Consider the following 13,879-nt stretch of genomic DNA (forward strand, 5'->3'; position numbering starts at 1 on the left):
CTTGCCCCAATTCCGGAACCCCGGCGGCCGGGTCCTGGGCCGGCCGGACATCCGGGTCGGCGTGGAGAGGCGGCTGCTGCTGACGTGGCGGGCGGGGCGGCTGTGCGGGATGACGCTGGTACTGCTGCGGGAACGGGGCGTGTGCCTGCGGCTGGGTGGGCACACCGGCACGGGGGGCGAGGTAGGGCTGAGTCACGAATATGACCTTTCGCGGGTGGGCCGGCACGCGGGAAAGGCGTGTCCGGTCCGCCGGGGCGTACGTGGCAGGGATGCGTCGGATCGGCGACAGCGGTGCAGGCGTTTTCCGCCCCGGTCGGGCCGCGATGGTCCCGCACTCTGGGGCTGCCAAATCTCGTCGTACGAGGTCGCACGGCGAGGACTACTGCCTGCGCGCCGTGGCGACGACCTAAATCCGCAGAACTGCCAGCTGCGCGATATCTACGCCCTGCAAACGAGTCGGACCCGATGGTCGGCACAGGCCGGGCCACGCTGGCCGCTTGTGCCTCCTGAGCAGGAGGAGCAAGGCGGCGCGGCGCCCGCGAAGTCGCCAACTGCCGGCCGCCAGGAGAGCGCAGCAGCCGATGACGGCGGCACACACACCGAACTCCGTCGCACCCTCGGTGCCATGATGATCGTGCTGGTCGGATGCCGTTGCGACAGCCTTGGCTGCCTCACCCGGTGTCGGCTCATGCTGAACGGCGTGGGCATGAGCGGCGGTCTCGGGTGCGCGGCTCCTGCCGGCGTCACCCGTGTGGGCGAGGAGATGCATCAGGCCGAGGGCGAGGAGCAGCAGGAGCATCAGACGCCCCACCGCGCCTCGCCCTGTCCCGGCCCTGTAGCTCATTCGCTCCGTCATCTCGCCGTGGCGTCGACATGACGCCCCTGCAACCCATCGCGGCGCATCAGCGTACCGGTCGTGGATGACCGGGCGGCAAGCGGCGTGTGTCTCACGGTGGAGGACGGTCCGCAAAGTGCGACGCGGCTCAGCCCTGTGGGGAGCGAGTGGGGCCGCACGCGCAGGACTTCCGCGCCGGTGCCGCGGCGGGATCCGTCAGCCGGGAGGCCGCGGCTTGGAGCAGCGCCGCCGCAGTCAGCCTGACGACAGGGTGACCGGCAGCCCGGCGCAGCAGTTCCACCCGCCGGTTCACTGTCCCTCGCCGCCCACGAGCTCGTAGCCGGCCTCGTCGACCGCGGCCGCGACGGCGGCCGTGTCCAGCGGCTCCTCGCTGATCACCGTGACCTTGCCCGAAGGCAGATCCACCTGGACATCCTTCACGCCGGGGAGACCGCTGATTTCGGAGCTGACGGCCTGCACGCAGTGCGCGCAGGTCATGCCCTTGACGTCGTACACCTTCTGAGCCATGTGCTTGCTCCTTCCCAAGAGAGGTACCCCAGCATACCCCCTGGGGGTAATGTTCGCTGAGGGTGGGCTCTGTGCCTCAGGCCGCGCCTGCTGGGTCCGAAGGGGCTGACGGCGCACCATGGTTTTTCGCGATGGAGCAGGCGCTGCGTCATCGAATCCACGCCCTCGGGTACGAGGAGTGGGCTGTGACCCTGGGCAGGCGGGTGGGCAGAACGGAGGCCGGGCGCGATGGACGCATGGAAGCCGATGCTGGTCCTTCTCGGTGTGGTCGGGGCCGGTCTGGCTGGCCTTTACGGACTGGGCCTGTGGCTGGCGGCAGCGCGGACTCCCCTGGAAGCGGGCCCGTTCGCCGGGGGCCTCAAGCCGGGCGAGCATGCCGTGTCCAGATTCCATGTGCGGTGGTACGCGGTCACCATGATCTTTCTGGCCTTCGACATGGAGATGCTGTTCATGTACCCGTGGGTGAAGGTCGTCTCAAAGGTGGGCGCCACGGCCGTCGTGGAGATGTTCCTCTTCCTGGGCATTCTGTTCGCGGCCGTGGCGTACGCCTGGCGTGAGGGGGCCCTGCGATGGACCTGAGGGGCTTTCTGCGCCGTACGGCGATGCAGCGCCCGGCGGTGCTGACGGTCGCGTTGCCGGGCGCCACGCAGCTCCGGCTGGCGGTGGAGGCGGAAGTGCGTGGGCGGGAGTGGCCCACCGCGAGCGCACCGGCGGCGGCCGACCTGCTGGTTGTCTGCGGTGCCCCCGAGCCGGAGGACCGAGAGTGGCTCGACTGCATCAAGCGGTCGATGCCCGAGCCGGCCGTACGGATCATGGTGGAGGAGACCGGCCACGTCGCGCACGCGCTCGACCGGGCGCGGAGGGAGCTGACCGGCAGGGCTGCGACTCCGCGCGAGCATGAGGCAGACCGTCAGTGGGACCCCACAGCGGGCGGCTCTGGCGCTCATGCGCACGGCGACGATCACGACCACCGCGCACACCACGGCAGCTCGCCGTCCCAAGCGCCCGACGACCACGGCCGTCGCCACCAGTCCGCGGACCAAGGCCACGACGGTCATGCGACTCACCTTGGACAGGAGGGCCATGAGCGCCATGACCCTGACGACCATGACGGGCACATGGACCACATGGATCAGGAAGGCCATGCCGGCCATATGGATCACATGGGCCACGACATGCACGCCATGGGAGAGGTCGCGGGGCTGGCGATGGCGGAACGGGGCGACGACCGGGACGAGCTGAGGCTGGATCAGCTGCATGTGCCGATCGGGCCCGGTCTGCCCGACTGGCCGACGGGGCTCATCCTCCGCCTCACCCTGCAAGGAGACGTCGTGCAGGGCGTGGAGGTGGACCATCTCCCGGCGCCGCCCGGACATCGGATGCCCTTCTGGGACGAGCCGTGGCTGCGGGCCGCGCAGGGCGAGGAGGTCAGCAGCGGCAGCGCGGCACGCCAGCGCTGCGCCGCCCATCTGGACAGTGTGGGGCGACTTCTTGCCGTCGTGGGCTGGCACGACGTCGCCGCGCGATGCCGTCGCTTGCGGGACGAGGTGCTGTCGGGGGCGTCACGCCTGGGGATCAGCCGCGAACTGGGCGGTGTACTGCGCGGGGTGGAACGGTCGCGCGTCCTGCGGTGGTCGATCGCCGGGCTGGGGGAGTTGCCGTCCTCCAGAGCGGGCGAGTCCGGAGTGACCGGGCCGGCCCTCGCCGCGAACGGGGACTCCTACGACCGACTGCGAATGTGGGTTGACGAGATCGAGCGCGCCCTGGAAGTGCTCGACGACGAACGACCGTTGACGCCGGGCGAGCTCACCGGCCCGCGCGGACGCCTGGACGGAGAGCAGCCGCCGTCGCGGGCGCTCCTCGACATCCTTCCGGAGTTGCTGACCGGCGCGGAGTTCGCCTGCGCGCGGATCATCGTGGCCAGCCTGGACCCCGACATCGACGAACTCGCGCTCACGCCCGTGTCAGGAGCGGCCCATGCCTGATGCCGCGCCACTGTGGGCGACCGTCATCCTTCCCGTCGCCCTGGCGGTGGCCGCCGTGATCACGGCCGGGCTCGACGCGGTGGTGTCCGGGGTGGCCGAGCGGGGTCACGCCGGGAGCGTCGGGGAGGCCGGGCGTCGCGCGATGGCTCCGTTACGCGAAGCCCTACGGCTGCTCGTCCAGCAGCCGCGCCGTACGACAGCCGCCGACAGGCTGCTCGAAAGGCTGGGCGTGGTGCTGGTCCCGGTGGCCGCGGTGCTCGCGGGTGCCGTACTGCCGTGGGGCTTCCGCTCCGTGAGCGATCCGTCCGTCGGCGTCGTGTGGTTCAACACGATGGAGGCGCTGGCCTGGGCGGCGGTGTGGCTGGCGGGCTGGGGGCCGAACTCGGCGCTGTCGTTGATCGGCGGATACCGGTTCCTGGCGCAGGGCCTGGCGTACGAACTGCCGCACATGTTCGCGATCACCACGGCCGCGCTGGGGGCCGAGTCCCTGCGGGTCGGGGACGTGGTCGCGGCCCAGGACGGTCTGTGGTTCGTGGTGTGGATGCCGGTCGCGTTCGTGGTCTATCTGCTGAGTGCGCTCGCGATGGCGTTCTGGGGGCCCTTCGAGTACCCGCTCGCACGGGATGCGGCTGGGGGCGCCGCCGTCGAACTGACCGGCGTGGACCGGCTGGTGTTGCTGGGCGGCCGGTGGATGCTGCTCGTGGTGACCGCCGGCTTCAGCGTGCCGCTGTTCCTCGGCGGCGGGCACGGCCCACTGCTGCCGGGCTGGGCGTGGACGCTGCTCAAGACGGCAGCGGTGCTGGCGCTGCTGGTGGCCGGGCGCCGGCTGCTGCCCACGCTGCGGATGGAGCGCTACACGGAGCTGGCGTGGATGGTGCTCGTGCCGCTGACGCTGCTTCAGGCCCTGGTCGTGGCCATAGTCGTCCTGAACCGATGAGGAGAGGGTGGCCGTGCTCGATGACGTGATCTTCTGGGTGCTGGCCCTGCTGGCTGTGGCCAGTGGGGTCATGGTGTTCCGGTTCGACTCCATGGCCCGGGCCACATACGCGCTGCTGACCTCGCTGCTGTGCGTGGGCGGCGAGGTGCTGCTCCTCGGGCTGGACTACCTCGGGGTCGTGATCGTGCTGATGATGACCATCGAGATGGCCATCATGGCCGTGTTCATGGTGATGTACATGATGAACCCGGCCGGGCTCATGCCCATGACCATGGTCCACAACAAGAAGGGCGCGGCCGTGATCTGCGCGGCGGTCTTCGCCGCACTCGCCGCCGGGATCCTGCTCGCCCCGTGGCTGTCCCGGCGCGGCAGGCCGTCGGCCGATCCGACCATGGACCTGGGCCTGTCGCTGATGGGTCCTCAGATGCTCACCATGATGACCTTGGGCCTCGCCCTCTTCGCCACCATCGTCGCAACCGTGGTCCTGGCCACGCGGAGGGGCCGCTACGACCGCTTCGGCGACGACCTCAAGGCGCGTACCGCCGACGACCCGGTACGGGGAGGGATGGGCCGATGAGCCTGGAGCTCTTTCTGCTGCTCGCAGCGGCCCTGTTCAGCATCGGCCTGTTCGGCACGCTCACTCAGCAGTCGATCGTGATGCTGATGATGGGGCTGGAACTGATGCTGGGCGGCATCATCGCCGGCGCGGCGGCCGTCTGGCACTACATCGCCCCGGAGGCGGCCGACGGACAGGTACTGGTCGTCCTGGCGGTCACGGTCATGGCGGTGGAGATGGCCATCGGATTCGCCGTCGTCACCGCACTGTTCCGATCCCGCGAGGTCGACATGACCGACATGGCAGCGGAGCTGAAAGAGTGAGCGCCCTGCTGTGGACGCTCGTTGCGCTGCCGCTGACCGTGGGGACGCTGCTCGCGGTCGTCGGTCGCCCGGCGGATCGGTACGCCCCCACGGTCGCGGTCGGGACAGCCGTCGCCGCTCTCGGCCTCGCCGTCGCGGTGGCCTTCGAGCACCCTCGGGTCGAGGCGCCGCTGCTCGAAGGGCTTCCCGCCGGGCTCGCGGTCGACGGGCTCTCCCGCCTCATGGTCGTGACCGTTACGGCGGTGACCGCGGCCGTCCTCCTCTTCAGCGTCGCGGACATCGGACCGGACGAGGCACGTGCCCGCTTCTTCGGGCTGATGCTGCTGTTCGGCGGCGCGATGCTGACGACGGTCACCGCGACCACGTTGCAGGTCCTGCTGATGGCCTGGGAGGCGATGGGCGCCACCTCGTGGGCGTTGATCGGCTACTGGTGGCGGGATCCCGAGCGCGGTCATGCCGCCAACACGGCCTTCCTCACCACCCGGGCCGCCGACCTCGGCCTCTACCTCGCCGCCGGGGCGGCACTGGCGAGCGGGCAGGTCGGCTCCCTTGCCCTCGACGAGCTCGCGGACGCGACCGGCGCGTGGTCGGCGGTCATCACCGCCGGCGTCATCGTGGCCGCGTTCGGCAAGTCGGCCCAGCTGCCGTTCAGCTTCTGGCTGTCCCGGGCCATGCAGGGCCCGAGTCCGGTCTCCGCTTTGCTGCATTCGGCGACCATGGTGGTGGCGGGGGCGTATCTGCTGCTGCGACTGGAGCCGCTGCTCGCGCAGTCCGGCTGGGGCGGGCCCGTCGTGGCGTGGACGGGTGCGGTGACGGCGGTGGTGCTCGGCCTGGTCGCCGTGGCGCAGACCGACCTCAAGCAGCTGCTCGCTGCTTCGACCTGCGCACAGATCGGTTTCATGGTGCTCGCCGCCGGGGCCGGTGCGGTGACTGGCGGAACTCTGCAGCTCATGGCCCATGCCGCCGCGAAGAGCCTGGCCTTTCTGGTCGCGGGGGCCTGGCTGACCACCCTGGGCACCAAGTCGCTGCCCGCCTTGCGCGGTGCGGCCCGGAGGCACCGTACGGCTGGGATCACCTTCAGCGTCGCAGCCCTGGCTCTGGCTGGGGTCCCGCCCCTGGCGCTGTGGGCGGCCAAGGACGTCCTTCTCGTCGGCGCCTTGGAGGACAACACGGCGTTGTACCTCGTCGGGCTGGCCGGCACGGTGATCTCCGCGGTCTACAGCGCCAAGGCCCTCTGGTTCGTCTGGCAACCCGCTCCCGTACCGGAGGAGCGTGAGGAGCCGCTGCCGTACGCGACGCGGCTGCCGTTGGTGACCCTGGCCGTCGCCTGCGCCGCCCTGACTGTCATGTCATTCCCACCCGTACGGGACGCGGTCGAGCGGGTGCTCGGCGGCGGAGGACAACCGGAACCCCATGCCTGGGAACTGTATTTATCCGGTGCGCTCGCCATAGCCGTCGTTGCTTTCGTCTGGATGCGCGGACCCCAACTCCTCGCTCCTCCGGGTCGGATCACTGCCTGGGCGTCCGACTGGTTGCGCCTGGAGAGCGCCGCGCGAGCCCTCCTCGTAGACCCGGTCATGCGCCTCGCCGGCGCCCTCGCCGCCTTCGACGACCGGGTGCTGGACCGGGCTGTCGAGGGCACGGCCCGCAGCTCGGTCCGACTGGCGCGGTGGGCCGATGCCCGAGCGGAGCAGCTGGTCGACGGCGCGGTGGAGGGCGTGGCGGGCGGTGCGCGGGCGCTCGGGCGCTGGGCGCGCAGGCCGCAGACCGGGCAGCTGCACCAGTACCTCGCTCAGGCGGTCGCCGCCTTCACCGTCCTCGCCGTCGTCCTCGTCCTCGTGAGGTGACCGCCGTGCTCACGGCCATCGTCCTGCTTCCAACCGCCGTGGCGGCCCTACTGCTGTGTGTGCCGCGCAGCGCAGCCCGTGTCCTCTTCTTGTCGGCCTGGGTGGCGACCACCGCCGCCGAACTGCTCCTGACATTGATCGTCTGGGCGGGATACCGGGCCGACGGCGGCATTCAGTACGAGACCCGAGCCCGGTGGATCCCCAGCGCCGGCATCAGTTACCACGTCGGAGTCGACGGCCTTTCGCTTCCGCTGGTCGCCGTGACCTGCGTGCTGTTCCTCGCCTGCGCGCTGTACGCCTGGCGCCAGTCCCGGCGGGTCCGGGAGTTCGCGGCTCTGTTCCTCTTCCTGCAGACCACATGCCTCGGCCTGTTCGCCGCCCTCGATTTGATCCTTTTCTTCGTCTTCTTCGACCTGTCCATCGTGGCGATATACTTCATCATCGCGGGATGGGGACACGGGGGCGCCGCCCGCGCCGCGCTGAAGTTCTTCCTCTACACCTTCATCGGCTCACTCGCCCTGCTCCTCGGCTTCATCGGCCTGTACCTTGCGGCCGACCCACACACCTTCGACATCGTCGAGCTGACGCGCGCGGACCCGCTGGCGGGGCGTGCGGCGTACGGTGCTCTCGTCCTCCTCGCCATCGGCATCGGCCTGGCGGTCAAGACTCCGACCGTGCCCTTCCACACGTGGCTGCCGCCCGCCCACACCGACGCCCCGGCCGCAGGATCGGCGATCCTCGCCGGCGTGCTGCTGAAGATGGGCACCTACGGCTTCCTGCGCATCGCCATGCCCGTCCTGCCCGACGCCTGGCGGGACTACGCCCTCGTCTTCGTCATCGTCGGCGTGATCTCGGTGCTGTACGGCGCGCTGGTCGCGCTCGCCCAGACCAACTTCAAACGGATGGTCGCCTACACCTCCGTCAACCACATGGGCTACATCATCCTGGCGGTCGGCGCGGCCGGGGCTGTCGGCACCGGCCAGGAAGAGGCCCGCCGACTCGCCGTCACCGGGGCCGTCTTCCAGATGGTCAGCCACGGGCTCCTGACCGGGGCGCTGTTCCTGCTGTCCGGTGTGCTGTACGAGCGCGGGCGCACCTACGAGATGTCCGCGTACTCCGGCGTCGCCGGGCGGGCGCCGGTCTTCGCCGCGCTGACCGGCGTCGCTGCCTTCGCCTCCCTCGGGCTGCCTGGCTTCTCCGGCTTCATCGCCGAGTTCCAGATCCTCACCGGGAGTCTGGGCCCGGAGCCGGTGGCCACCGGACTGGCCGTGCTCGGGATCCTGCTCACCGCGGGCTTGTTTCTGCGCGCTCTGCAGCAGGTGTTCCTCGGTCCGCTGCGGCTGCCCGTCGCCGCGCCGGGCACCGACCGGCCGTTCCCCGACATCCGCCTCCACGAAGGACTCGCGATCGTCCCGCTGCTGGCCCTGGGCGTCGTCCTCGGCCTCGCTCCCCGGTTCGTCCTCGACGTCATCGAACCCGCCTCGCGCACCGTGCTGGAGCTGCTCGCGCGATGAACGAGATGACCGGGATGAACGAGAACCCCCTCGACCTCCTGCCCGAGGTCCTGCTCGCCGCCTCCGCCGTGCTCGGTCTGCTGCTTGGAGCGTGGCTGCCGCGTCGCCGCCAGTGGCTGATCGGCGCCATGGCGGGAGCGGCCTGCACCGGAGGAATCGCCGCCGCAGCGATCGCCGCGGCCGACCCCGCCAAGACGGCCTTCGGCGAGTCCTTCGCCATCGACCCGGTCACGGCCACCAGCAGGATCGTCATCCTCGGCGCCACCCTGCTCGTCCTCGCACTCGCCATGCCCCGCCGGTACGCCGACCCGCGCGAGACCGAGTTCTACGTCCTGCTCCAGCTCGCCTCCGCGGGAGCGCTGATGCTGGCCGGCGCCCACGACCTCCTGCTCCTTGCCGCTGGCTACCTGCTGGCCAGCGTGCCCGCCTACGCGCTCGCCGGATTCCGCAAGGACGGCCCCGGCACCGAAGCGGCACTGAAGTTCTACGTCGTCGGCGCGCTCCTCGGCGTCCTGATGCTCACCGGCATCACGGTCCTGCTCGCCGCCAGCCGCACGACCGCGTACCCCATGCTGCGCACCGAGCTCGCCGAGGCACCGCCCGGACTGGTGGCGGTCGGCACGCTCGCCCTCCTCGCCGGCGTCCTGTTCAAGGCCGGAGGAGTGCCCGGCCACTTCTGGGTTCCCGACGCGATCCAGGGCAGCTCCCCTCCCGTGGCCGCCTTCCTCACCACCATCCCCAAGATGGGCGCCCTGGCGGCCTTCTACCGGCTCGCCGCCGTCCCGCTCGCGGACGCCGACCTGCCCTGGGCCGACCTGGTGGCCGTGCTCTCGGTCGCCTCGATGACGTTGGGAAACCTTGCGGCCTTCTTCCAGCAGGACGTCAAACGGCTGCTTGCCTACTCCACCATCAGCCAGGTCGGCTACCTCCTGCTCCCGGTGGCCGTCGCCGGACGCAGCGACCTCGACCAGCAGGCGCTGCTGTACTACCTGGCCGGATACGCACTGACCAATCTCGGGGCCTTCGCCGTCGTCTGCGCCCTCCCCGAAGCCCACACCATCGACGACTACCGGGGGCTGGCACGGACGCACCCGGCCCTGCTGGCCTCTCTCGTCGTCTGCCTGCTGGGCCTGGTCGGCACGCCCCCGACCGCCGTCTTCCTCGGCAAGCTGGAAGCCTTCAGCGCGGCCTTCGACGGCGGCTACGCGTGGCTCGCGGTCGTGGCGGCCGTCAACACGGTGGCCTCCCTCTTCTACTACCTGCGCTGGATCGCCCCGGCGTTCCTGGCACGCCGAGCCACGCGTGAGCCGGGCGAGGCGTCAAGATCAGCCGCCGTGGTCGCCTACGGAGCAGCCGCCGGGTCCGTCGCACTCGGGCTGCTCGGCGGCACGGTCCTCGACGTGCTCGACGGTCCGCTCGTGCGGTGACTCACCGGTCCGCGTCATCGCTTCTGGGCACGGGTACTCGAGCGTTGTCCATCTTGGCCGGTGATGCGACATGGCTGCGGTGGTGGCGACTCTGATCGGCGTGCTTCTCCTCTTGGCTGTGCTCTACGACGCGGCCCGGCTGGTGACGCCCCGGGAGCCGCGGTGTCCGCCGTTGGCGCGGCTGCGGGGGCGGAAGGCCGCGCTGGATGCCGCGGAGGAGTGGCTTGTCGGCCTGCGGATGCACGGCCGCGTCGACGCTGCGGAGTACGAGCGGAGGATGGAAGCACTGGCTCATGGCGAGCGCGTCCCGGGCAAGGAAGGCCGATGGGCATGACGACTCCAGAGGCACACCTCCTGTCTCTCGCAGCCCGGTAGGCGTGTGTGCCGAACCTCAGTCGGCCGGCCGCCGTTCTGTGAATCGGCTCAGTACCATGTCGGCATGTCGATCGTGAGCAGGCGATTGCGTGTGGGCGGGGCCTTCGGGCGCCTCCTGCTGATCGTCGTGCTTGCGTTCGGCGTGCTTGCCATGCACACGATGGGCCATCCGGAGCACACCTCCGGCCGGGGGACAGACGCCTTGATGCATGCCGTGGTCGGCACGCACCAAGGCGGCATGACCGTGGGAGCAGCCGACACCAGGACATCCGCCGAGCCTGCGGCGATCACGGACCATGTGACCGTGGCGTCGGCCGCTCCATCGGTGGACGAGCCCATGATCAGCATGGATGTGCTGTCCGTGTGCGTGGCCGTGCTCACGGGATGGCTGCTCTGGTTGTTCCTGTGCGCGGCGGCTCGCCGGAAAGAACAGCTGACGGCGCTGCTCGCCCGAGCGATGGCCGTCCTCCGCCCCAGCCCGCCGCCCCCCATAACTCTCCTCGCTCAGCTGTCGGTGCTGCGGATATAGGCCGGACCACAGCGCGGGCTCCGTCATGCCCGCGACGCCGTGCCTATCCCCGGACTCACTGACAGAACTGATCAAGCGAGGTACATCGCACATGACTGCCTACAAGCACGCCCCGAACCGCAGTCTCCGCCGCCGTCTCGCGGTGGTGGGCGTCGTCGCGGCGGGTGGACTGCTGCTCGCCGCCTGCGGCGGGAACGACATGGGGGGCATGGACCACGGCAGCGGCAGCTCCGCGTCCGCCACGGCCACCCAGAATGCCGGCGACAACCCGGCACCGGGCGCGTTCAACGACGCGGACGTCAGCTTCGCGCAGATGATGATCCCGCACCACGAGCAGGCCGTGGACATGGCCAAGCTCGCGGAGGGCCGGGCCTCCGACGCGGAGATCAAGACCCTGGCCGCGGACATCGAGAAGGCCCAGGACCCCGAGATCCAGACCATGAAGTCCTGGCTGAAGGCTTGGGGCAAGCCGGAGTCCGCCGACGAGAGCATGCCTGGCATGGACCACGGATCCAGTGGCATGGATCACTCCGGTATGTCCGGAATGATGTCCGACGAGGACATGAAGAAGCTCGAAGCCGCCAAGGGCACCGAGTTCGACCGGATGTTCGCGGAAATGATGATCGAGCACCACAAGGGCGCGATCGCCATGGCGAAGGACGAGCAGAAGAACGGTCGCAACGCCACGGCCAAGAAGCTCGCCGCCGACGTGGTGAAGAGCCAGTCCGCCGAGGTCGAGAAGTTCGAGAAGATCCTCGACCGGATCTGATCCGCATCAGTCACTGACCGTTCCCGGCTCCGAGGCGTGCGTCCGAGGAGCCGGGGCGGTCATCTCCCCATGCCGGCATGACCAGAACCGGCGGTCGCCGCGCAGGTCCCCCTATGCCTCCCGAGGAATCATGAACAAGCGCCCTGCCGCCGTGGCGGCAACTGCCCTGGGCCTCGCCCTCACCCTGGCCGCCTGCTCCGACAACGGGGACAGGGCGGACTCCACCGGCTCGTCCGCCGCTTCCGGGACAACCGTGAGCCACATCCATGGTCTCGGCCTGGACCCCGCCGATCAGCGCCTCTACGTCGCCACGCACGAAGGCGTCTACACCACCGGTGCCAAGGGAGAGCCCGAGCTGGTGGGTGACAGCAAGGACGACTTCATGGGCTTCACCGTGGCAGACGGCAACACGTTCTACGCCAGCGGCCACCCGACCTCAGGTGGGAACAAGGGGCTCATCAAGAGCACCGATGCCGGGAAGACCTGGAAGTCCCTGTCGTTGTCCGGGGAGTCCGACTTCCACGCTCTGGACTACGCCCACGGCACGATCTACGGATACGACGCCACCAACGGCCTGCTGCGCACCACCAAGGACGGCACCGCCTGGAAGGACGGGGCCCGGTTGGATGCCCTGGACATCGCGGTCAGCCCGCAGGACCCCAGCCTCGTCCTCGCCACCACCGCCGAGGGAGTCGCCCGCAGCACGAACGCCGGCAAGACCTTCGCGAAGGGACAGGAGCCGGTGATGGCCTTCCTCTCCTGGGCGGCGAAGGACGTCCTGTACGGCATCGACACCTCCGGCGGCTTGAACCGCAGCACGGACGGCGGTGCCACATGGCAGAAGCTCTCCAGCGTCCCCGGCGGCCAGCCGCAGGCCCTCACCGCGGTTGACGCCGAGCATGTCCTGGCTGCCACCCAGACGGGGGTCTACGAGTCCAAGGACGGCGGCAGAACGTTCACGAAGCGCCTCACCGTCGCATCCACCGGCGGCCACTGATTAGCGGCCCGATGGTGCCCCGGTAGTCAGACGAGGGGGCTACTTGCGTACTCTTTGCATGTAGCTGAGCAGCGCATCAAGAGGGTGCGCGAGATCGTTCCCAGGGAAAGCCGCCTATGAGCTCCACCATCGCGTCCGCCCGGCGCACCCGCAGGTTCGATCGGAGCGAGATACGCCGCTTGGCCGCGATGTACGGCTTCGTCGCGGCCCTGCACATCGCGGGCTTCGGACTCTTCGCCTACTACAACGCGCGCTACAACGGCCTCACCGACAGCCACGGCAAGCTGCTGTACGCGGGAGCGGCCGGGCTGGCGTACACCCTCGGCATGCGGCACGCGTTCGACGCCGATCACATCTCGGCCATCGACGACACCACCCGCTATCTGCTGCAAAAGGGCAAGCGCCCGCTGGGCCTCGGCCTCGCCTTCTCGCTGGGGCACTCGACGATCGTGTTCGGGCTCTCCCTCGGCATCGCCTTCGCCGCGCAGGCCGCCAACCGCTTCCAGGCGGGCTTCGCCGACATCGGCGGAGTGATCGGCACGCTGGTCTCCGGCATCTTCCTGTACGCGATCGCCGCGCTGAACTTCGCCGTCCTGCGCGGCATCGTCCGGACCTGGCGCGAGGCGAAGGCGGGCCGGCACGAACCGGAGGAACTGGAGCAGCTACTTGCCGCTCGCGGCCTGATGAACCGGGTCTTCAAGGGCCGCTACAACAAGTTCATCGAGCACTCCTGGCAGCTCTATTTCGTGGGTCTGCTCTTCGGGCTCGGCTTCGACACCGCCACCCAGGTCGGTGCGCTGGGCCTGGCCGCCGGCTCGGCCGCGGACGGCACACTGCCGCCGCTCGCCATCATCGCGCTGCCGCTGATCTTCGCGGCCGGCATGAGCCTGATGGACACCACCGACGGCGTCTTCATGGCGAAGGCGTACGAGTGGTCGTTCACCAACCCGGTCCGCAAGATCTACTACAACCTCACCATGACCGGTCTGTCGATCTTCGTGGCCTTCGTCGTCGGCACGGTGGAGCTGATCTCCCTGCTGGCGGAGCAGCTGGGCGCGGACGGTCAGCGACCTTGGTCATGGTTCGCGGCCGTCGACCTCAACGCCATCGGTATCGGCATCGTGATCACGTTCCTGGTGACCTGGATTGGGGCCGTCGCGCTGTGGAAGCTTCGCCGCCTCGACGAGCGGTATCCCGCCCGCCCCACGGCTCCTGAACCGGCGCCCGACTCGGCGCCCGCTTGATCCCTGCGTGCCT

The 13,879-nt window shown here is 69.9% G+C and carries 15 protein-coding genes; 14 read left to right on the forward strand and 1 reads right to left on the reverse strand.

Annotated elements, in window-relative coordinates; genetic code table 11:
• Nucleotides 1–625: 625 nt before the first annotated feature.
• Nucleotides 626–877 (forward strand): hypothetical protein, encoded by a 252-nt coding sequence (locus ABD198_RS09415; protein WP_285511761.1) that lies wholly within the window; start codon nucleotides 626–628, stop codon nucleotides 875–877.
• Between the two features lie 267 nt (nucleotides 878–1,144).
• On the opposite strand, the gene ABD198_RS09420 is transcribed toward ABD198_RS09415, so the two are convergent.
• Nucleotides 1,145–1,363 (reverse strand): heavy-metal-associated domain-containing protein, encoded by a 219-nt coding sequence (locus ABD198_RS09420; protein ID WP_285511762.1) that lies wholly within the window; start codon nucleotides 1,361–1,363, stop codon nucleotides 1,145–1,147.
• A 228-nt stretch (nucleotides 1,364–1,591) separates the two neighbouring features.
• On the opposite strand from ABD198_RS09420, the gene ABD198_RS09425 reads away from it, so the two are divergent.
• From ABD198_RS09425 to ABD198_RS09485, 13 genes are all read left to right on the forward strand, one after another.
• Nucleotides 1,592–1,942, forward strand: coding sequence for an NADH-quinone oxidoreductase subunit A (locus ABD198_RS09425; protein WP_285511763.1), 351 nt, complete (start codon nucleotides 1,592–1,594; stop codon nucleotides 1,940–1,942).
• Entirely contained in the window at nucleotides 1,933–3,348 is a 1,416-nt protein-coding gene (locus tag ABD198_RS09430; RefSeq protein WP_285511764.1) for a hypothetical protein, read from the forward strand. Before ABD198_RS09425 ends, ABD198_RS09430 begins: the two co-directional genes overlap by 10 nt.
• A complete protein-coding gene (locus ABD198_RS09435) occupies nucleotides 3,341–4,285 on the forward strand; it encodes an NADH-quinone oxidoreductase subunit H (RefSeq protein ID WP_285511765.1) in 945 nt (314 codons plus the stop codon). The genes ABD198_RS09430 and ABD198_RS09435 overlap by 8 nt, the downstream gene beginning before the upstream one ends.
• Before the next feature lie 13 nt (nucleotides 4,286–4,298).
• Nucleotides 4,299–4,862 carry an NADH-quinone oxidoreductase subunit J gene (locus ABD198_RS09440; RefSeq protein ID WP_285511766.1) on the forward strand — a complete coding sequence of 188 codons (564 nt, stop codon included), beginning with the start codon at nucleotides 4,299–4,301 and terminating at the stop codon, nucleotides 4,860–4,862.
• Entirely contained in the window at nucleotides 4,859–5,164 is a 306-nt protein-coding gene (gene nuoK / locus ABD198_RS09445) for an NADH-quinone oxidoreductase subunit NuoK (protein ID WP_285511767.1), read from the forward strand. The genes ABD198_RS09440 and nuoK overlap by 4 nt, the downstream gene beginning before the upstream one ends.
• Entirely contained in the window at nucleotides 5,161–7,011 is a 1,851-nt protein-coding gene (locus ABD198_RS09450; protein WP_343999352.1) for an NADH-quinone oxidoreductase subunit 5 family protein, read from the forward strand. The genes nuoK and ABD198_RS09450 overlap by 4 nt, the downstream gene beginning before the upstream one ends.
• Before the next feature lie 5 nt (nucleotides 7,012–7,016).
• Nucleotides 7,017–8,525, forward strand: coding sequence for a complex I subunit 4 family protein (locus ABD198_RS09455; RefSeq protein WP_285511769.1), 1,509 nt, complete (start codon nucleotides 7,017–7,019; stop codon nucleotides 8,523–8,525).
• A gap of 5 nt (nucleotides 8,526–8,530) precedes the next feature.
• A complete protein-coding gene (locus ABD198_RS09460) occupies nucleotides 8,531–9,952 on the forward strand; it encodes an NADH-quinone oxidoreductase subunit N (protein ID WP_285512083.1) in 1,422 nt (473 codons plus the stop codon).
• A 70-nt stretch (nucleotides 9,953–10,022) separates the two neighbouring features.
• Nucleotides 10,023–10,286 carry a hypothetical protein gene (locus tag ABD198_RS09465; RefSeq protein ID WP_285511770.1) on the forward strand — a complete coding sequence of 88 codons (264 nt, stop codon included), beginning with the start codon at nucleotides 10,023–10,025 and terminating at the stop codon, nucleotides 10,284–10,286.
• Nucleotides 10,287–10,391: 105 nt separating this feature from the next.
• A complete protein-coding gene (locus ABD198_RS09470) occupies nucleotides 10,392–10,856 on the forward strand; it encodes a hypothetical protein (protein WP_285511771.1) in 465 nt (154 codons plus the stop codon).
• A gap of 91 nt (nucleotides 10,857–10,947) precedes the next feature.
• The gene (locus ABD198_RS09475; RefSeq protein ID WP_285511772.1) at nucleotides 10,948–11,625 is read left to right on the forward strand and encodes a DUF305 domain-containing protein; all 678 of its coding nucleotides are present in this window, start codon (nucleotides 10,948–10,950) and stop codon (nucleotides 11,623–11,625) included.
• A gap of 130 nt (nucleotides 11,626–11,755) precedes the next feature.
• On the forward strand, nucleotides 11,756–12,622 hold the full coding sequence (locus ABD198_RS09480) for a F510_1955 family glycosylhydrolase (RefSeq protein WP_285511773.1): 867 nt from the start codon (nucleotides 11,756–11,758) through the stop codon (nucleotides 12,620–12,622).
• Nucleotides 12,623–12,738: 116 nt separating this feature from the next.
• On the forward strand, nucleotides 12,739–13,866 hold the full coding sequence (locus ABD198_RS09485; RefSeq protein ID WP_285511774.1) for a HoxN/HupN/NixA family nickel/cobalt transporter: 1,128 nt from the start codon (nucleotides 12,739–12,741) through the stop codon (nucleotides 13,864–13,866).
• Nucleotides 13,867–13,879: the final 13 nt, after the last annotated feature.

It is taken from the genome of Streptomyces thermocarboxydovorans (assembly GCF_039524635.1).
Classification (GTDB): domain Bacteria; phylum Actinomycetota; class Actinomycetes; order Streptomycetales; family Streptomycetaceae; genus Streptomyces; species Streptomyces thermocarboxydovorans.